Origin of the sequence: Paraburkholderia sp. SIMBA_027, assembly GCF_046535315.1 — a bacterium.
GTDB classification, from domain to species: domain Bacteria; phylum Pseudomonadota; class Gammaproteobacteria; order Burkholderiales; family Burkholderiaceae; genus Paraburkholderia; species Paraburkholderia tropica.
This window is the reverse complement of the sequence record NZ_JAWRWY010000018.1, coordinates 156135-175540: the sequence shown is the minus strand read 5'-3', so window position 1 is coordinate 175540 and position 19406 is coordinate 156135. Positions and strand designations below refer to the sequence as shown.

Below are 19406 nucleotides of genomic sequence, written 5' to 3'. Positions count from 1 at the left end.
GTTTCGCTCATGGGCGGCGTGGGCGTCATTGCTCGGCAGGCGCTTCGGGATACAGCAGCGGATTCGCACTCGCGCGCCGGTAACCGGCCTCGCCCATCAGCAGGTCAAGCGTGAGGCTGGCGAGATCGTCGGCGAGCGGTTCGAAGTCGAGGTCTTTGTCCTGATAGCCGATCTTGCGGTACGTATGGCATTCGTCGCACGATTCGGCCTTCACGGCGTCACTGCCGCCTTCGATGCCGTGATACGCGATGCCCTTGGTCGAATCGCAGTTCGTGCATTTCACGCGTACCACGTGGTGCTCGGTGGCGCACAGGCTGCATTGCGTGAAGCGATACCCCTGCAACGCGCCGCCCACGCGCACGATGCTCGCGACCGGCGGCGTGCCGCACACGGGACACACGCCTGGCGCATCGACATACGGCACGTCGCGCGTGTTCAGGCGGGTCGCGAGATCGGTCCAGACCACTTGCAGCGCGGCCATGATGAACGGCGCGGTGGCCGGCGACACTTCGGCGTGACGCTGCGCGAGCAGCGCGTCGGCTTGCGCGTCGAACTGCGCGTCGCTCATCGCGCGCAGGCTGTCGAGCACGTTCGCAAGCGCGGGCGTGACCGCGCCCGCCGCTTCCACGCGGTCGGCGAGACGGCGCAGCACCTCGCGCCATTGCGGATCGCGTTCGCCGCCGAGCGCGGGCAGGATCGGCATCGAATGGCGTTGCGCGTGATCGATGGCCTCGCGCTCGGGCATGCGTGCATCGAAATGATCGAGCGCCTGCTGCTGCGCGTCGACGAGCGCCGCCATCAGACGCATATAGCCGCCGATGGGATTGTGGTCCGCGAGCTTGCGCAGCCGCGCGGCGCGTTCCTTGAACAGTGTGCCGCGTTCGGGCAGACGAATGCGCGGAATCGCGGAAGGATCTTGTGCCTGAATCTGCTCAGGGTCGAGAATGCGTTGCGTCACGGCGAGTCTTCTCCCACACCTACTCCGACAAACAAAAAGCCGCCGCGCCTTCGCAGGCGGGCGGCTTGCCGGCGGCGCGCGCCACGCGCAATGCGCGAGCGCACGCGCGCCTTATTTGATGCTCTCGCGGAACCAGCGCGGATGATGCTTGCGCGCCCAGCCCCACGTCACATAACCGCGCGTCATGGCGCCGATCGAACCCTTGACCCACAGCGCCGCATAGATATGCACGACGATGGAGACGATCAGCACGAAGGCCGCGGCCGCATGCACGACGGAGGCCACGCGGATCACCGTGATCGGGAAATAGAACGAGAAATAGCGACGCCAGATCACGATGCCGCTCACGAGCAGCAGTACGAGGCAAACCACCAGCGTGAAGAATAACAGCTTCTGTCCCGCATTGTATTTACCGATTTCCGGCAGCTTGTCCTCGCGGTTATTGAGCACGTCGTCCATCTGTTTGAGCCATTGAACGTCGGCTTTGTCCAGATAGTTGTGATGCCAGAAACGCAGCGCGAGAATCATGAACGACACGAACATCACGAGGCCGATGAACGGATGCAGAATGCGCGTCCACTGACCGCCGCCGAACAGCGCGGAGAGCCAGAACATCGCCGGATGAAACATCGCGAGGCCGGAGAGCGCGAGCAGCACGAACGTGATCGCCGTGATCCAGTGATTGCTGCGCTCGTTGGCCGTGTAACGCTGGATCAGACGCGGTTCAGAATCGTTCATCGTTGCGCTCCTCGGGAGGTTCGCCGCGGGACTCGCGAATGCGCCGCGCTTCGTCCACGGCGGCCTGTTCGTCTTCGGCATGCGTTTCGTTCGGGCCGATGCGCGTGTAGTGGAAGAAACCCGCCAGCGCCGCGACCGCGATACCCGCGAGCGCGAGCGGCTTGGCGAGGCCCTTCCACACACGCACGAGCGGACTGATGCGCGGATGGTCCGGCAGACCGTGATAGAGCGACGGTTTGTCGGCGTGATGCAGCACATACATCACGTGCGTGCCGCTGACGCCCGGCGGGTCGTACAGCCCCGCGTTCTCGAAGCCGCGTTCCTTGAGGTCTTCGATGCGCTCGGCAGCGTGTACTTTCATGTCCTCCTTGGTGCCGAACACGATCGCGCCCGTCGGGCAGGTCTTCACGCAGGCGGGCTCCTGGCCCACGGCCACGCGGTCGGAACAGAGCGTGCATTTATACACGCGATGTTCGGTCTTCGAGAGCCGCGGAATATTGAACGGACAACCCGTGATGCAATAGCCGCAACCGATGCAGTTTTCCTCGTGAAAATCGACGATGCCGTTCGTGTACTGCACGATCGCGCCCGGCGAAGGACAGGCCTTCAGGCAACCCGGATCCTCGCAATGCATGCAGCCGTCCTTGCGGATCAGCCATTCGAGGTTGCCGTCCGGGTTCTCGTATTCCGTGAAGCGCATCACGGTCCACGAGTGCTCGCTGAGATCGCGCGGATTGTCGTACACGCCGGTGTTGATGCCGACTTCGTCGCGCAGGTCGTTCCATTCCATGCAAGCGGTCTGACACGCCTTGCAGCCGATGCATTTGGTGACGTCGATGAGCTTCGCGACCGCGCCCGTGACGGGCTCGCGCACGCCCGGCGGCGGCGTGGTGGTGGCCGAGAGGCGTTTGACGTCGAGTGACTGTAGTGCCATGTTCCCCCCTTAGGCCTTTTCCACTTTCACGAGGAAAGACTTGAACTCGGGCGTCTGCGAATTGCCGTCGCCGACGGGCGGCGTGAGCGTATTCGTCAGATAGCCGGGTTTCGTCAGTCCCGTGAAGCCCCAGTGCAGCGGCACGCCCACGGTGTGCACCTTCTTGCCCTCGATCGTGAGCGCCTTGATGCGCTTGGTGACCACGGCCACCGCGATCAGATACCCGCGGTTGCTCGACACCTTGACGCGTCCGCCGTCGACCACGCCCACTTCCTTCGCCAGCTCCTCGCCGATCTCGACGAATTGCTGCGGCTGGATGATGGCGTTCAGCCGTGCGTGCTTGGTCCAGAAGTGGAAGTGCTCGGTGAGGCGATACGTGGTCGCGACGTGCGGGAAGTTCTGCGCGGTGCCGAACGTCTTGCGGTCGTCCGGGAACACGCGCGCCGCCGGATTGCTGGTGGCCTGCGCATTGTTGGGATGGAACGGGTTGTAGCCGAGCGGATTCTCGAAGGGCTCGTAATGCTCGGGGAACGGTCCTTCGTTCATGCCGTCGCGCGCGAAGAAACGCGCCACGCCCTCGGGGTTCATGATGAACGGACCCATGCCGAGATCGGGCGCTTCATCGACCTTGTAGTCGGGCACGTCCGCGCCGGTCCACGCCGCGCCGTTCCAGCCGATCAGCTTGCGGGTCGGATCGAACGGCTTGCCCGCCGTATCGCACGAGGCGCGGTTGTACAGAATGCGCCGGTTCACGGGCCACGCCCACGCCCAGTTGAGCGTCTGGCCGATGCCGGTCGGGTCCGAGTTGTCGCGCCGGCCCATCTGGTTGCCCGCCTGGGTCCACGCGCCGCAGAAGATCCAGCAGCCGCTCGCGGTCGTGCCGTCGTCCTTCAGTTGCGCGAAGCCGGCAAGCTGCTCGCCCTTCTTCACGAGCACCTTGGTCGCGTCCTTCGGGTCGGTCTGATCGGCGAGCGCCTTGCCGTTGTATTCCTTCGCCAGTTCCTCGGGCGTGGGACTCGCGGGATCGGAATACGGCCAGCTCAGCTTGACGATCGGATCGGGCAGCTTGCCGCCGTCTTTCTGATACGCCGCGCGAATGCGCAGGAACAGTCCGGACATGATCTCCAGATCGCTCCGCGCCTCGAACGGCGGCTCCGCGCCCTTCCAGTGCCATTGCAGCACGCGGCTCGAACTCACGAGCGAGCCGTTTTCCTCCGCGAAGCAGGTGGTGGGCAGACGGAACACCTCGGTCTGGATCGACGCCGTATCGACGTCGTTGAAGTCGCCGTACTTCTTCCAGAACTCGGACGTTTCGGTCGCGAGCGGATCCATGACGACGAGCCACTTGAGCTTGCCGAGCGCGGACAGCGTCTTGGCCTTGTCGGGCGCCGACGCAATCACGTTGAAGCCCTGGCAGATATAACCGTTGACCTTGCCCTGATTCATCAGCTCGATGGTCTGCAGCAGATCGTACGGCTTGTCGAGCTTGGGCAGCCAGTCGTAACCCCAGTTGTTTTCCTGGGTCGCGTTGTCGCCCCACCACGCCTTCATGAAGCTCACGAAGAACGCGCCGTAGTGTTGCCAGTAGCTCAGCTGATTGGGCCGCATGGGCTGCGAGGCGCGCTTCTTGATGTAGCCGTCGTAGTCCTGCTCGGCCTCGCTCGGGAGCGTCATATAGCCCGGCAGCAGGTTCGACATCAGCCCGAGGTCGGTGAGACCCTGGATGTTCGAGTGCCCGCGCAGCGCGTTCATGCCGCCGCCCGCAATGCCGATGTTGCCCAGCAGCAGCTGCACCATCGCGCCGGTGCGGATCATCTGCGCGCCGATCGAATGATGGGTCCAGCCGAGCGCGTACAGAATCGTCCCGGCGCGGCCCGGCACGGCGGTGCTCGCGAGCATTTCGCAGACCTTCAGGAATTTATCCTTCGGCGTGCCGCAGACCCTCTCCACCATTTCGGGCGTATAGCGCGAGTAATGCTGCTTGAGCAGCTGATACACGCAGCGCGGATTCTGCAAGGTGTCGTCGGTCTTCACGAAACCGTCGTCGCCGATTTCGTAGTTCCACGACGCCTTGTCCGGATACGCGTGCTTCGCCGGATCGTAGCCCGAGTAGATGCCGTCGTTGAACGCGTAATCGTCGCGCACGATGAACGAGAAGTCCGTGTAGTTCTTCACGTACTCGTGCTGGATCTTGTCGTTCGTGAGCAGCCAGTTGATGACGGCGCCAAGGAACGCGATGTCCGTGCCGGTGCGAATCGGCGCGTAATAGTCCGCGACCGATGCCGTGCGCGTAAAGCGCGGATCCACCACGATGAGCCGCGCCTTGCGGTGCGCCTTCGCCTCCGTGACCCACTTGAAGCCGCACGGGTGCGCCTCGGCCGCATTGCCGCCCATCACCAGAATCACGTCCGCATTGCGAATGTCGACCCAATGGTTCGTCATCGCTCCACGGCCAAACGTCGGGGCAAGACCTGCCACCGTCGGGCCGTGTCAGACACGCGCCTGGTTGTCGAATGCCAGCAGGCCCATCGAGCGGGCCACTTTATGCGTGAGATAACCGACTTCGTTGCTGCCCGCCGACGCGGCCAGCATGCCGGTGGTCAGCCAGCGGTTGACGGTCTTGCCGTCCGCCGTTTTCTCGACGAAATTCGCGTCGCGGTCTTCCTTGAGCAACTTCGCGATGCGGTCGAGCGCCTCGTCCCACGAGATGCGTTTCCACTCGTTCGAGCCCGCCGCGCGGTATTCCGGATACTTGAGCCGGTTCGGGCTGTGGATGAAGTCGATCAGGCTCGCGCCCTTCGGGCAGAGCGTGCCGCGGTTGACCGGATGATCGGGATCGCCCTCGATGTGAATGATGCTCGCGGTGGCGTTCTTCGCGCCGTCGCCGAGACCGTACATGAGGATGCCGCAGCCTACCGAGCAGTATGGGCAGGTATTGCGGGTTTCAGTGGTGCGCGCCAGTTTGTATTGTCGGACTTCGGCAAGTGCGTCGGCGGGCGCGAAGCCCATTAACGCGAGGCTGGATCCTGCCAGCGACGTCGCCGTGACCTTGAGGAACTGACGCCGGGACATCTGCAACATGATTGCGTCCTCGGCTTTCTGGTTGTGGGTCGTTTCAGTATAAGACGTTTTGGGCTCCGGATCGCGCGAGATGCACCGCGCGCGCAGGTGCGGCGCGCCCGGGCACCCAGCTTGCTATATTCGTGTGACGAGCGCGTGGAGCCGCCGGCCGCGCCGGCGCTGGCGCGAGGCGCGCCCGAGGCGGGCGACCGGGCCGGATCTGCGGACTGCCGAAGTGCGGTTCGCGCGGCATCGGTTGCGTGTTCCGCCACAGACCGGGCGCCACTGCCGCTGGCCGCATGCCCGTCACCTTGTCTTCAGGACGAACCGCGAGACGTCGATCATGGCAACTATTTCCTCCGAGCGGCTCGAAACGGCCGCACGCAAAGAAGCGTCGTGGGCCGTGGGCGCCTGCCGCCAGTTCATCGCCGACCGCTGCCCGTCGCTCGCCGCCAGCATCGCCTTCTATTCCGCGTTCTCGCTCGCGCCCACGCTGGTCATGGTGATCGCCGTGGCGGGCTGGTTCTTCGGCGCCGATGCAGCGCGCGGCCAGTTGTTCCGCGAAGTGCACAACGTGCTCGGCAACGACGCCGCCGCCGCCATCACCACCATCGTGCAGAACGCCCACCGCGCGGGCGACGCAGGCGGCGTGGCCGCGCTGATCTCGCTGGCGATGCTGGCGATCGGCGCTTCCGCAACGTTTTCGTCGCTCAATTCCGCACTCAATATAGTGTGGCCGCTGGAAGGGCCGCGCGCCTCGTCGGTCATCGCGCTCGTGCGCGTGCGGCTGATCTCGTTCGGCCTCGTACTGGGCGTGGCTTTTCTTCTGATCGTTTCGCTCGTGCTCGACGCGGGCATTACCTTCGTCGGCCAGTGGCTGATGGGCGAGTCGACGTACTTGATCATCGGCAACATCGTGCAACTGGTGGTCGGGCTGCTGGTGCTCGCGGTCGCGTTCGCGGGATTGCTGCGCTTTCTGCCCGATGCGCCCGTGCTCTGGCGCGATGCGCTGGTCGGCGGCCTCGTCGCGGCGGTGCTCTTTTCCGTCGGCAAGAAACTGTTCGCGCTCTATCTGGCGCACGCGGGCATGGCCACGGCGTTCGGCGCCGCCGGTTCGCTGGCCGTGCTGCTGATGTGGCTGTACTTCTCGGCGGCAGTGCTGCTGCTCGGCGCGGAATTTTCCGCCGCGCGCGGCCGCCTGCACGATCCGCGCGGCGCGTGGGGCATGCTCGAGGAAACGCCGCCGGGCAGCCGTGCCAAACTCGCTTCGGTGCTGGCCGCGTCCACCATCGCGCCGATGCGCGAAGCGGCGGCAGGCTTGCAGACGGCGCGCGCCGCGGCGGCGGAAGGTGCGAATGGCGTGAAAGGCGTGAATGGAGTGGTCGGGGCGGGTGGCGTCGGCAGCGTCGATGGCGCAACGCTCGATGCCGCGGTCGGCGCCGCGCCGCCATATGCCGCCGCCGTCGCTGCGAGCGTGCAACCCGGAAAAACGCCGCGCCCGGCCGATGCGCCGCTGCACGCGATCGGCAAGGCCCGCGCCACGGGCGGCGCCTTTGCGCGCCTTCACGGCGGCAGCCTGCAGATCCGCCGCTCGGTCGTGCGCATGGAAGACAGCGCGACCTACGCCGCCGCTTTGACGCTGGTCCAGGCCGGTCGCACGGTTGCGGCCGCCGATCGCTATGTCAAACGCCATCCCTGGAGTTCGGTCCTGCTCGTCGCGAGCGCGGCGGTCGCCATGACCGCCGCCGCGGGGCGCCGTCACGCCGGCGTCCATCGCAAGGACTGAGCCAGGCGGCGACCTCGCGCCGTCGGCTTCACGCGCCCTCCTTCCCGCACGCCAGACGGGCGCTCGACCGGTACAACCTCAAACCTTTGCAGCGCAACCAGGGCACATCCCTAGTTGCACCATACTTACCCGTAAACCGCATTGGGCGAGGTTGCACATTTCGCGACTTGTATCAGAAACGACAATAATGCAGAGTCAACAATCCAATATTTCATTATCCGGAATAATCGCTCAATAGCCCGTCTCACAAGGCTTCCTGGGGTGGTGTCAGCTTTTTGCGACACTGATTTTTTTTCAGTTCAAGGGAATTGCACCCCTGCGTTATTCTCCATCGCGCAACAGCAACAATTAAACCAAACATCTGCGTGGAGAAAACTGGATGAAACGAATCGCACTCTCGACCCTTTCCGTGGCCCTGCTGGCCGCAGCGGGCGCAGCACACGCTCAAAGCAGCGTGACCCTGTATGGCGTGATCGATGAATCGATCCAGTGGGCTCACAACACGGTCGACGCCAACGGCAACAACGCGAACCTGTTCGGTCTGTACGCCGGCAACATCTCGGGCGATCGCTGGGGCCTCAAGGGCACGGAAGATCTGGGCGGCGGCCTGAAGGCCATCTTCCAGTTGGAAAACGGCTTTGACCTGAACACCGGCGCGGCCGGCCAGGGTGGCCGTATGTTCGGTCGTCAGGCATTCGTCGGTCTGACGCATGACCAGTACGGCACCGTGACGCTGGGCCGCCAGTACGACCCGCTGGTCGACATGGTTCAGCCGCTGACCGCCGACAACTACTTCGGCAGCACGTTCACGACGCCGGGTGACATCGACAACAACGACAACAGCTCGCGTACCAACAACGCGATCAAGTACGTCTCGCCGGTTCTGAGCGGCTTCCAGTTCGAAGGCATGTACGCACTGGGCGGCGTCGCTGGCGCAACGGGTTCGGGCCAGACGTGGGCGGCAGCCGCCACGTACGGCATCGGTTCGTTCAACATCGCAGCGGGCTACTTCCGCGCCGACAACTCGTCGAGCTTCGCAGACCGTTCGACGTCGGCATGGAGCACGGTGTCGACCTCGGGCGCCGTGTTCGACAACCAGATCACGGAAGGCTTCCAGACGGCCAAGTCGCTCGGCATCGCTTCGGTGGCCGCGCAATACGTCGCCGGTCCGTTCACGTTCGGCGTGCGTTACAGCAACGTCCAGTTCAAGCCGGACGCGTACTCGACGGCTCTGAACCCGGGCTTCGCTTCGACCGAGCGTTACAACATCGCTGCCGGCTTCCTCGGCTATCAAGTGACGCCGGCCATGCTGCTGGGCCTCGGCTACACGTACACGCACGGCGCGGGCAACGTGTCGAACACGTACCACCAGGTGTCGATCGGCGCGGACTACAACCTGTCGAAGCGCACCGACCTGTACGCACTGGCTGCTTACCAGCACGCCAACGGCACGCAGCTGAACGCAGACGGCACGACGTCGACGGCCGGCGCGGCAATCGGCTCGTACGGCTACAACTCGGCTTCGAGCTCGCAAGAGCTGGTCAGCCTCGGCATCCGCCACAAGTTCTAATCAGTCTGCCTGGCCGGGCGCGAGCCCGGCAGCGCGACGAGACCTCGCAGCTAAAAATCACACGCTGCACGAGCCAGCCTCAGGCGAAAGCCGGGCTGGCTTTTTTATTGCCTGCTCGCCATTGAACCAGCGTTGTTGACTCGCGTCAGACCGCGCGGTTTGCGCGAGCGCACAGCCAGGCCGTGCCGCGTTCGCTCAACGCAGCCGGCCCAACGCCGCCACCGCCTGATCGACGAATGCCTGCGCAAGCGGCGCGCGCGCCGCGTCCACATGATGCGCCACGTAAAGCGGCTCCGGCAGCGCGGGCGTAAAGCGCTTGACCGCCACGCGCGCGCTCGCGGCCGCTGCCGTGAGCGGATCGATCAGCGCGATACCCAGCCCCGCTTCCACGAGCGTCACGACCGCCTGCGCGAGGCTCGCCTCGACGCCCAGACGGCGCGTCACGCCCGCCTCCGAAAACGCACGGTCGATACGCAAACGCGCCTCCGTACCCGCCGCGAACGAAACGAACGCCTCGCCCTCGCAATCCGCCGCGCTCACCGCTCGCTTGCGCGCAAGCCGATGACCGCGCGGCACGATGCAGCGCATCGGCCACTCGCCGAGCGGTTCGAGCCGCACCGAACGCGGCGCCGCCACCGCGCCGACGAACGCCAGATCGCAGCGCCGCGCGGCGACGCGTTCAAGCGCGAGCAACGGCTCCAGCGCGAGCAGCGCCACGTCGACGCCCTCGTGTTCGTGCGCGAACGCCGCCGCCACGCGCGGCAGAAAATCCGCGCCGAACTCCGGCGCGCCCGCGATGCACAACGCACCCCGACGCTGCTCGCGAATCTGCGCCGCCGCTTGAATCACGCGCTCGAATCCCGTGAAGGCCCGCTCGACTTCCTCGTGCAGCGCATGCGCGTGCGCGGTTGGCCAAAGGCGTCCGTTGCGACGCTCGAACAGCGCAAATCCCACGCCGGCTTCGAAGTCTGCGAGCAGTCGGCTCACCGCCGGTTGCGAAACGCCGAGGGCCGCCGCCGCGCGCGTCGCGGTGCGCGTCTGCATCAGCGCGCGAAACGCTTCGATCTGGCGGATGCTGGGTTCGGAATCAGGCATAACACGGGAACATGAATAAATTAGAAACGACAGATTCAAGCTATCGAACATCACGGCGATTGGCGTTATCGTTCTTTAAAAAACGGTCCAAAATCGCCATCTCAATCGATAACATCTGAACATACATCATACGCGCGTGACCTCGCCCCACGTTTCTCGCGCACAAATAAAAATCCCCGCGGGCGCGATGCCAACGGGGATTCTTTGGGTACTACCGCAATGCTGACGCAAGCCGTGACGCGAAGTCGCGGCGGAGGCGCTTAGCCTGCTGCTGCGTCCTTCAGCTTCTTCAGTGCGCGTGCCTTGACGCGAACCGATGCCGGCTTGGCCGGGAACCAGCGCTCTTCACCCGTGAACGGGTCCTTGCCGAAGCGCTTCTTCTTCGCCGGCACGGCCTGAACGACGATCTTCAGAAGACCCGACAGCGTGAATTCGCCGGCGCCCTTCTTGTGGACCGAACCCAGGATCGTGTCTTCCAGCGCGGCGAGCACAGCCTTCGTAGCCTTCGGCTCGACGCCAGCGCGCTCAGCAACGTGAGCAGCCAGCGAGGCCTTCGTGAAGGTGTCCTTGATCGGCGACGAAACGCCGGACGCCTTCACGGCGACCTTCTTAGCTGCGGCCGTCTTGGCGGGCGCTTTCTTTGCGGCAACTTTCTTGGTGGCCGGGGCTGCTGCCTTTTTGGCCACTTTCTTTGCGGAAGTCGGCATGTTTCTCCTACCAGTGTTGGTCAGTGAGTCGACGAAGCACAGCGGGATGCAAATGCTTCAACGGCGGATTCTACAAGCGTGCAAGCGTTTTGCGTGATTCTTTTGCATCGCAGATGCAAATTTGTTGCTCCGCGCTGACTGCCTGACGCACTTTGACACCTGTTTACAGGGGTAAACGCGCTCTCGCACGTCCCGCATGCGACGCGCCCGCGTCCGCGCGACACAGCCGCAATGGCGCGAAAACGCCACACGTATGGCGTTTTCGCGACGCTCGAGCCGTTTTTGCGTCGTGTAAAAAGCGCGTCGACGGGGTAAAGCTCCGTCCGCAATGTGCCGTAACAGCTTTTACGACGTCTTCAAGCGCGCCGCGAGCACACCGAGCGCCGCGTCGATCTGCTCGACCTCCACCGCGCCATAGCCGAACAAAAAACCGTGCCGCGCGGGGGCGTGCAGATGAAACGGCGCGAGCGGATGCAGACCGATCGACGCCGCGCGCCCCGCCGCCACGAATGCGGTTTCGTCGGCGCCCGGCGCGAGATGTGCGGCGAGATGCAGGCCCGCCGTGTTCGGCAGCACGGGGTCGAGCCAGCGCGCGAGCGGCCCCTGCAAATGCGCGAGCAAGGCCGCGCGCCGCGCCGCATAGGTCTGATGCATGCGGCGCAGATGGCGCGCGAAATGACCGTCGAGCATGAAGTTCGCGAGCGTCGTCTGCGTCAGCGCGCAACCGTGACAGTCGGCGACCTGGCGCGCGCGCATGAGCGGCCTCGCAAGCGCGGCGGGCGGCACCATGTAGCCCACGCGCAACTCGGGAAAAATCGTCTTCGAAAACGTGCCCACGTAGGCCACGAAACCGGCTTGATCGAGACTCTTGAGCGGCTCCAGCGAGCGCCCTTCGAAGCGGAACTCGCAGTCGTAGTCGTCTTCGATCACGAGCGCGCCGCGCGCCTGCGCCCATTCGAGCAAGGCCACGCGACGCGCGAGACTCATCGGCATGCCGAGCGGAAACTGGTGCGACGGCGTCACGTAGACGAGGCGCGCCGTTTTCGGCAGCTTGCCGACGATCAAACCGTCGCCGTCGACGGGCACCGGCACGACCTGTGCGCCCAGCGACGCGAAGATGTCGCGCGCGGGCGGATAACCGGGATCCTCCACGGCCACCGTATCGCCGGGACGCAGCATCACGCGCGCCAGCAAGGTCAGCGCCTGCTGCGCGCCCTGCGTGACGATCACCTCGTCCCCACTGCTCTCCACCGCGCGGTTGAACGCAAGATAACGTGCGATCGCGAGACGCAGACGCTCCTCGCCCGCCGGATCGCGATACGCGCCGTGGCCGCGCGCCTGCACGCGCAGCGCCTCGTTCACGCAGCGCCGCCAGGCGTCGAACGGAAAGCGCGACTTGTCGGTCACGCCGCCCGCGAAATCGCAGAGGAGCCGCGCATCGGGACGCGGCAACGCGAGCATGCCGTCGCGCGCGCCGTCCTCCACACGCCACCACGGCTGCGCCTGCACGCCCGTCGGCGCGTGGGCCTGGCGGCTCGTCGGCTGGTTTGTGGGGTGGTTCGTATCGGCGGCCTGCGCCGCGCCGATCTGCGCATTCGTCTGCACGGGCGCACGCGCGGGCAGGCGTTCGAGCGCATCGGCGACGAAGGTGCCCGAGCCGCGCCGCGCGACCAGATAGCCTTCGGCGAGCAGACGCTCGAACACGTCGAGCGTGGTCTTGCGCGAGACCTTCAGTTGCAGCGCGAGATCGCGCGTGGACGGCAGGCGCGTGCCACCCGCCAGCCGCCCTTCGACGATGCGCTCGCGCAGTTGCCGGTAGATCTGCCCGGCGAGGTCGCGGCGGCCTGAAACGGTGACGTGGAGATCCATGCGAGAAACACGAAAGCGGTCGATGCGGATGAACGGCGCGGTCGTCGTGACGATGCCGATCCGCCGGCCGGAGTGAGCATCTGAAATATTGCCAGAATGACGCGAACGGCGTGACGCGAATGGCGCGCGCCATGCAAAACGCCCGGACGTGCACGACATCCGGGCGTTGCGTTCGCGCGCGCCGCAATGCGGCAGCGTCCGGTGTTAAGCAGTGGCTGAAGGCTCGCGTGCGTCGCCTTCGACCTTGACGCTGCTCGCGTGATGCTCGCGCGAAAGACGGCGCATGAGCGGCAGCAGCAGCACGGCGATCAGCATGCCGAGCGCCGCGAGCCAGCCGAGCCCCGTAAACAGCCGCGTATAGAGCGGCAGCGACGTGACGGCGTCGAGTTCGCCCGACGGCATCTGCGCGAGATTCGCCACCACGCTGCCCAGATACTGCGAAATGCCCGTGGCCACCAGATACGCGCCCATCATGAAGCCGCCGAGGCGCGCGGGCACGTAGCGCGCGACCATCGCGAGGCCGAGGCCGCTCACGAGCAGCTCGCCGAGCGAATAGAGCCCGTAGCCCGCCACCATGAACCACGACGACACGCGCCCGTCCACGGCGTAGCGTCCGCTGCCCGCGAACACGAAGAAGCCCGCGGCGACCACGGCGAAGCCGATCGCGTATTTGACGGCCACCGGCACGTCGCGGCCGCGCTTCGCGAGCGACGTGTAGAGCATCGCGAGCGGCGGCGAAAGCAGCATGATCCAGATCGGATTGAGCGCCTGGAATTGCGCCGGGCTCCAGCTAACGAGCGCGTGCCCGAACAACGAGAATTGCGGATCGACGTTGCGCAGCGCGAACAGCGTCAGCGACGTCGACATCTGCTGATAGAAGATGAAGAACAGAATCACCTGGAACACGAGGATCAGTGCGGCGACGAGGCCGGCGCGTTCGGCGCGTTCGCAGCGCACCAGCATCCAGACGAACACCAGCAGCACGACGACGCCCGCCGCATAGACGCAGGCAACCGCCACATCCTTGTGCTGGAGCACGAACAGCGTGGCCGCGCCCAGCGCCACGCCGCCGACGGCCACGAGCGCCGCGCGGCCGAGGCGCAGCGGTTCGTCGTCGGGTGCGGTGCCGATATGCGCGAGCGTGCGGCGCATCAGCAAGAAGTTGAGCACGCCGAACACCATGCCCGCGCAGCACACCGCGAAGGCCGCGTGCCAGCCCCAATGATCCTTGATCCACGGCGTGGCGAGCATCGACACGGTCGAGCCGACGTTCACGGCCATGTAGTAAATGGTGAACGCGCTGTCGAGGCGCGCGTCGTCGCCTTCGTAGATACGGCGCACGAGGTTGGCGGCGTTCGACTTGAACAGCCCGTTGCCGACCACGATCACGCCCAGCGACGCGAACATGTGGTGCAGGCTGTCGTTGGGCAGCGCGAGCATCAGATAGCCGATGGCGAGCACGACCGCGCCCGCGACCATCGTGCGGCGCGCGCCGAGCACCTGGTCGCCGATCCAGCCGCCGATGGCCGGCGCGGCGTAGACGAGCGCCGTGAAGGCGCCCCAGGTGAGATTGGCCTGGCTGTCGGTAAAGCCGACCTGGCCGACCATGAAGAGCACAAGCAGCGCGGCCATGCCGTAATAGCCGAAGCGCTCCCACATTTCGATCAGAAAGACGGTCGTAAAGGAGCGCGTCTGTGAGATGGGTGGTGTCATGACGAGTTCCGCAAAAACTGGGGTGGCCCGGATTGTACGCATGTGCGGGCGGCATGGCGCGTTGCTTGCGCGTTGCCTGTGCGTTGCCCGTGCTCCGTGGCGCTGCGTTTCGATCCGCACCGTGTCCGCGCATGACGTGCACCGTGTTTCAGCGCGCGGGAAAGGCCCGTGCGGGGCGCTCTTCTCACCGCCTTCGCCGCGCCTTGCACCACGCCCGTGCGCCGCAGCCTCTTCCGCATTTTTGATAAGCGTCCGGTGACGCTGGCAGCTTTTGCGCCATTTTTGGCGCTCTGGCGCATGCGCGTCTGCCTAAAGTGATCACGTTGGCGCGTTGGCGAAGTTCCACGCCCTCACGCCCGGTTCAACTCACTTCTCGGAAAACAGCATGGCGCTCCAGATCAGCTTTCTTCTTTTCCCCAACGTCCAGCCGCTCGATCTCTGCGGTCCGTGGGACGTATTCGCCTCGATGCCCGACACCTCGGTGCGGCTCGTCGGCAAGACGCGCGACGCAGTGGTCGGCGCGACGGGCCTGCGGCTCACGCCCGACACGACCTTCGACGACTGCCCGCCGCTCGACGTGATCTGCGTGCCGGGCGGCAGCGGCGTCGGCCCGCTGCTCGACGACGACGTCACGCTCGACTTCGTGCGCCGCCAGGCAAGCGGCGCGCGCTACGTCACGTCGGTCTGCACCGGCGCGCTCGTGCTGGGCGCGGCGGGCCTGCTGCGCGGCCGCCGCGCGACCACGCACTGGGCCTTTCACACGCTGCTGGAGCCGTTCGGCGCGATCGCCGTGCAGGACCGCGTGGTGCGCGACGGCAACCTGATCACCGGCGGCGGCATCACGGCAGGCATCGATTTCGCGCTGACGCTCGCGGCGGAACTGATCGGCGTGGATGCGGCGCAGGACCTGCAACTGGAGCTCGAATACGCGCCCGCGCCGCCGTTCGACGCGGGCAACCCCGCCACCGCGCCGGCCACCGTGGTCGAGCGTGTGCGCGCGCTCAACGCCGCATCGCTGGCCGAGCGCACGCGTCTCGTCGAGCGCGCGGCCGCGAAACTCGCGTCCGGGCGCGCGCTTTGATCGACATCAGCGACATCAACGACATTGACAACACCCGCGCCGCGCGGAGGGCATAAACGGCATGAGCGGAGTCCTCCGCGTCCGTGCGCGCTCACGCGGCGGCCCTGCGCAGCACGCGATAAACACAGCGCAAAAACCGCGCGGCAAGCCAGGGTCGGCCTTGCTACCGTCTTCGGCACGGATCGTATACATTGGGTCGCGGGCCGTCAGGGCCCGTCGACGGCGTCCGCGTTCGCTCGGACACCGCTTCTCGCATCCTTGCATCACAAGCCCTAAACCAGCGGTACAAATCAACCAAGAGGGGTATCAATGCGCTCCACCACCAGCAAGCTGACTCTCGCCGCGGCCGTCGCCGCATTCGCGCTCGGCGTCGCCGCGCCGTCCTTCGCCCAGGATGCCAGCGCGCCGGCCGCCACGCAGGCCGCGCCCGCTGCCTCCGCGCCGCTCACCAAGGAACAGAAAGCGCAGAAACGCAAGGAAGCGCGCGCGCAGCACAAGGCCGAACGCAAGGCCGCCCGCGCGAAGAACAACGCGGAACTGAAGAAGCTCGAGGACGCCGGCTACAAGCCCGCGAACAACGACCCGAACTACCCGCAAAACATCCAGGACGCACAGAAGAAAGCCGCCGCGGCCGCAGGCGCGAGCCAGTAACGCGTGTGCACGGGAACCGGCGCGGTCGGCCGGTTTCCGTTTTCAAACACGACCGGACGCCGATCTCGCGCCGATCTCGCGCCGATCTCGCACCCATCCCGCACCGATCCAGCGCCATTCGATCGCCGCACCCAGCGCGCACCACGCCCTTCTCCGCCCACCGCCGCGCCGCATTTCCCCCCGCTTTTTCCAGCCTCTTCGCGATCCCGCGACGACGCCAACACCTCATCGACACGATGACGAACCGCGCCATCGCGCCCGCCGACGAGTCGTTTCGCGCGCACCTTCAGCGCATCGCCGTGCCCGATATGGGACGATCTTTTCCGCCATCGGCCAAACCATCGCGTGACGCAGGGCCAGACCCGCGCCGACCCGATCACCGATATCCAGGCTGTTCGAGCCGCACGCACCGACACGATTCGCCTCGCCCGCCGCCGCCCGCTCCTCGCGCATGACGGCCCGCGAGTTCCACCCGGAGTCCACGTCATGAATGCAGCGAATCCGCAGGCCGGCACCCCGCCGAAACCCGAGTCGACGCCGAAAAAAGGCATCCCCATCGGCTTGATCGCGGGCGTCGTCGCGCTCGTCATCGTGCTGCTGCTGCCCTTGCCGGCGAGCCTGCCCGTCGCGGGCCAGCGCATGCTCGCGATCCTCGCCTTCGTCGTGGTCGTGTGGCTCACCGAAGCCGTCTCCTACGAAGCGAGCGCGATCATCATCACCTCGCTGATGGCGTTTCTGGTCGGCACGGCGCCGACCATCGAAGACCCGACTGTCTACTACGGCACCTCCAAAGCCATCACCATGGCGCTCGCCGGCTTCTCGAACTCGGCGCTCGCGCTGGTGGCGGGCGCGCTGTTCATCTCGGCGGCGATGACCGTGACCGGGCTCGACAAGCGCATCGCGCTCGTCACGCTCTCGCTGATCGGCACGACCACGCGGCGCATCCTGATCGGCGCGATCGCGGTGACCATCGTGCTCTCGCTCGTGGTGCCGAGCGCCACCGCGCGCAGCGCCTGCGTGGTGCCGATCATGGTCGGCGTGATCTCGGCGTTCGGCGTGGACAAGCGCTCGAACATCGCGGCCGGTATCATGATCGTGGTGGCGGAAGCGACCAGCATCTGGAATATCGGCATCCAGACGGCCGCCGCGCAGAACCTGCTGACCGTGGGCTTCATGGACAAGATGCTCGGCGCGCGCGTGACCTGGCTCGACTGGCTGATCGCGGGCGCGCCGTGGGCGATCATCATGTCGGTGGTGCTGCTCGTGCTGGTGCTCAAGATGCTGCCGCCCGAAACCGACGCCATCGCGGGCGGCAAGGAAGCCGTCGAGAAGTCGCTGCGCGAACTCGGGCCGATGACCGGGCCGCAGAAGCGCCTGCTGGGCGTCTCCATCGGCCTGCTGTGCTTCTGGGCCACGGAGGGCAAGCTGCACCCCTTCGACACCACCTCGGTGACTTACGTGGGCCTCGTGCTGCTGTTGCTGCCGCGCTTCGGCGTGATGGACTGGAAGACCGTGCAGAGCCGCATTCCCTGGGGCACGGTGATCGTGTTCGGCGTGGGCATCAGTCTGGGCACCGCGCTGCTCACGACCAAGGCGGGCCAGTGGCTCGGCGACCTCGTCGCGCATCACACGGGCCTCGATACGGCCGGTCCGTTCATGGCCTTCGCGATCCTGTCCGCGTTCCTGATCGTGATCCACCTCGGTTTCGCGAGCGCGACCGCGCTCACGTCCGCGATGCTGCCGATCCTGATCGCGGTCCTGCAATCGATGTCGGGCGACTTCAACCGGCTCGGCGTGGCGATGCTGCTCGGCTTCACGGTGAGCTTCGGCTTCATCCTGCCGATCAACGCGCCGCAAAACATGGTGTGCCTCGCCACCGAAACCTTCACCGCGAAACAGTTCGCGAAAGTGGGCATCGTGCTCACGATCGTCGGCTATCTGCTGTTGCTGCTGTTCGCGGCGACGTGGTGGCGCTGGCTCGGCTGGATCTGAGCGCACGTCCGATCGACATCAAGACAACACGGCGCGCCGCCGCTCGCGGCCAGGCGCGCCGCCTCACGCAATCAGGAGCCGCACATGGAAGTCGCAATCGCCGATGCACGCCGCTTCGCCGTGGACGTGCTCACGCATCTCTCGGTGCCCGCCGACATCGCCGCCGATATCGCCGACCACCTGATCGAATCCGACCGCGTGGGCTACGCGAGCCACGGCCTGTCGATCCTGCCGAACTACCGGCGCGGTCTCGAAGCGGGCCTCGTGGTCGCCGACGGACGGCCCGAACGCGTGGTCGACCGCGGCGCGCTGATCGCCTACGACGGCCATACCGGCTTCGGCCAGCACGTCGGCAAGGTGGTTATCGACGATGCCATCGCCCGCGCGCGCGACCACGGCCAGTGCATCGTCACGCTGCGTCATACGCACCATCTGGGCCGCATGGGTCATTACGGCGAAATGGTCGCCGAACAGGGCTTCGTGCTGCTCGCGTTCACCAACGTCGTGAACCGGCCGCCGATCGTCGCGCCGTTCGGCGGACGCGAGCCGCGCCTCACGACCAATCCGCTCTGCTTCGCGGGGCCGCTGCCGGGCGGGCGTCCGCCCTTCGTGGTCGATATCGCGACCAGCGCGATCGCCGTGAACAAGGCGCGCGTGCTCGCGGAAAACGGCCTGCAGGCGCCGCCCGGTGCGCTGATCGACGCCGACGGCCAGCCCACCACCGACCCGAACGTGCTGCTCGCCGAGCCGCCCGGCGCGCTGCTGCCGTTCGGCGCGCACAAGGGCTATGCGCTCGGCCTCGTGGCGGAACTGCTCGCGGGCGTGCTCTCGGGCGGCGGCACGATTCATCCCGACAATCCGAGCAACGGCGTGGCGCACAACAACATGTTCGCGCTCGTGCTCGATCCGCAGGTGGACTTCAACGCGACGTGGCGTTCGCAGGAAGTCGATTCGTTTCTCGACTATCTGCTGAGCTGCCCGCCGCAGGACCCGACGCAACCCGTGCAGTATCCGGGCGAGTACGAGGCGCACAATCGCGCGCTGCATCAGACCACGATCGATCTGCCCGATTCGGTGCGCAAGCCGTTCGGCGATCTGGCGGCGGAGTTCGGCGTCGCGCCGCTCGCGGCGATCTGAGCGGCGCGATGCGCATCGCGCGACGTACAGCGGCGGTATGCATCGGCGAATCGACCATGAAACAAGGGGCGCCTGAGCGCCCCTTGTGTTTTACCGCTGCATTTCCAGCAGTATC

Annotated in this window: 14 protein-coding genes; 6 read left to right on the top strand and 8 right to left on the bottom strand. The window is 66.0% G+C overall.

The window, feature by feature from the left end; translation table 11 throughout:
- Positions 1 to 25: 25 nt before the first annotated feature.
- The 4 genes from fdhE to fdnG form a co-directional block, all read right to left on the bottom strand.
- Positions 26 to 958, bottom strand: a complete 933-nt coding sequence (gene fdhE / locus SB764_RS30125) for a formate dehydrogenase accessory protein FdhE (protein WP_410865874.1) — start codon at positions 956 to 958, stop codon at positions 26 to 28.
- Positions 959 to 1069: 111 nt separating this feature from the next.
- A complete protein-coding gene (locus SB764_RS30120) occupies positions 1070 to 1696 on the bottom strand; it encodes a formate dehydrogenase subunit gamma (protein ID WP_065059524.1) in 627 nt (208 codons plus the stop codon).
- Positions 1683 to 2630: a formate dehydrogenase subunit beta gene (gene fdxH, locus SB764_RS30115; protein ID WP_065059523.1), complete on the bottom strand. Its 948-nt coding sequence runs from the start codon at positions 2628 to 2630 to the stop codon at positions 1683 to 1685. The genes SB764_RS30120 and fdxH overlap by 14 nt, the downstream gene beginning before the upstream one ends.
- A 9-nt stretch (positions 2631 to 2639) precedes the next feature.
- A complete protein-coding gene (gene fdnG / locus SB764_RS30110; RefSeq protein ID WP_410865873.1) occupies positions 2640 to 5711 on the bottom strand; it encodes a formate dehydrogenase-N subunit alpha in 3072 nt (1023 codons plus the stop codon).
- Positions 5712 to 6033: 322 nt separating this feature from the next.
- Between fdnG and SB764_RS30105 the strand changes: the two genes are divergently transcribed.
- Entirely contained in the window at positions 6034 to 7476 is a 1443-nt protein-coding gene (locus SB764_RS30105; RefSeq protein WP_065059520.1) for a YihY/virulence factor BrkB family protein, read from the top strand.
- A 379-nt stretch (positions 7477 to 7855) separates the two neighbouring features.
- Complete coding sequence (locus SB764_RS30100) at positions 7856 to 9046, top strand: porin (RefSeq protein ID WP_065059519.1); 1191 nt, start codon at positions 7856 to 7858, stop codon at positions 9044 to 9046.
- A 195-nt stretch (positions 9047 to 9241) separates the two neighbouring features.
- Here the strand turns inward: SB764_RS30100 and SB764_RS30095 are convergent, their stop codons facing one another.
- From SB764_RS30095 to SB764_RS30080, 4 genes are all read right to left on the bottom strand, one after another.
- Complete coding sequence (locus SB764_RS30095; RefSeq protein ID WP_124262211.1) at positions 9242 to 10141, bottom strand: LysR substrate-binding domain-containing protein; 900 nt, start codon at positions 10139 to 10141, stop codon at positions 9242 to 9244.
- Positions 10142 to 10401: 260 nt separating this feature from the next.
- Positions 10402 to 10848: an HU family DNA-binding protein gene (locus SB764_RS30090; RefSeq protein WP_065059517.1), complete on the bottom strand. Its 447-nt coding sequence runs from the start codon at positions 10846 to 10848 to the stop codon at positions 10402 to 10404.
- Between the two features lie 345 nt (positions 10849 to 11193).
- Positions 11194 to 12717: a PLP-dependent aminotransferase family protein gene (locus SB764_RS30085; RefSeq protein ID WP_322008222.1), complete on the bottom strand. Its 1524-nt coding sequence runs from the start codon at positions 12715 to 12717 to the stop codon at positions 11194 to 11196.
- Between the two features lie 204 nt (positions 12718 to 12921).
- The gene (locus SB764_RS30080) at positions 12922 to 14430 is read right to left on the bottom strand and encodes a peptide MFS transporter (RefSeq protein WP_410865872.1); all 1509 of its coding nucleotides are present in this window, start codon (positions 14428 to 14430) and stop codon (positions 12922 to 12924) included.
- A gap of 385 nt (positions 14431 to 14815) precedes the next feature.
- Between SB764_RS30080 and SB764_RS30075 the strand changes: the two genes are divergently transcribed.
- From SB764_RS30075 to SB764_RS30060, 4 genes are all read left to right on the top strand, one after another.
- Positions 14816 to 15511, top strand: coding sequence for a DJ-1/PfpI family protein (locus SB764_RS30075; RefSeq protein ID WP_410865871.1), 696 nt, complete (start codon positions 14816 to 14818; stop codon positions 15509 to 15511).
- A 309-nt stretch (positions 15512 to 15820) separates the two neighbouring features.
- The gene (locus SB764_RS30070) at positions 15821 to 16162 is read left to right on the top strand and encodes a hypothetical protein (protein WP_065059514.1); all 342 of its coding nucleotides are present in this window, start codon (positions 15821 to 15823) and stop codon (positions 16160 to 16162) included.
- A 486-nt stretch (positions 16163 to 16648) separates the two neighbouring features.
- Complete coding sequence (locus SB764_RS30065) at positions 16649 to 18154, top strand: DASS family sodium-coupled anion symporter (RefSeq protein ID WP_410865870.1); 1506 nt, start codon at positions 16649 to 16651, stop codon at positions 18152 to 18154.
- 84 nt (positions 18155 to 18238) lie between these two features.
- Positions 18239 to 19291, top strand: coding sequence for an Ldh family oxidoreductase (locus SB764_RS30060; protein WP_065059512.1), 1053 nt, complete (start codon positions 18239 to 18241; stop codon positions 19289 to 19291).
- The last annotated feature ends 115 nt before the right edge of the window (positions 19292 to 19406 follow it).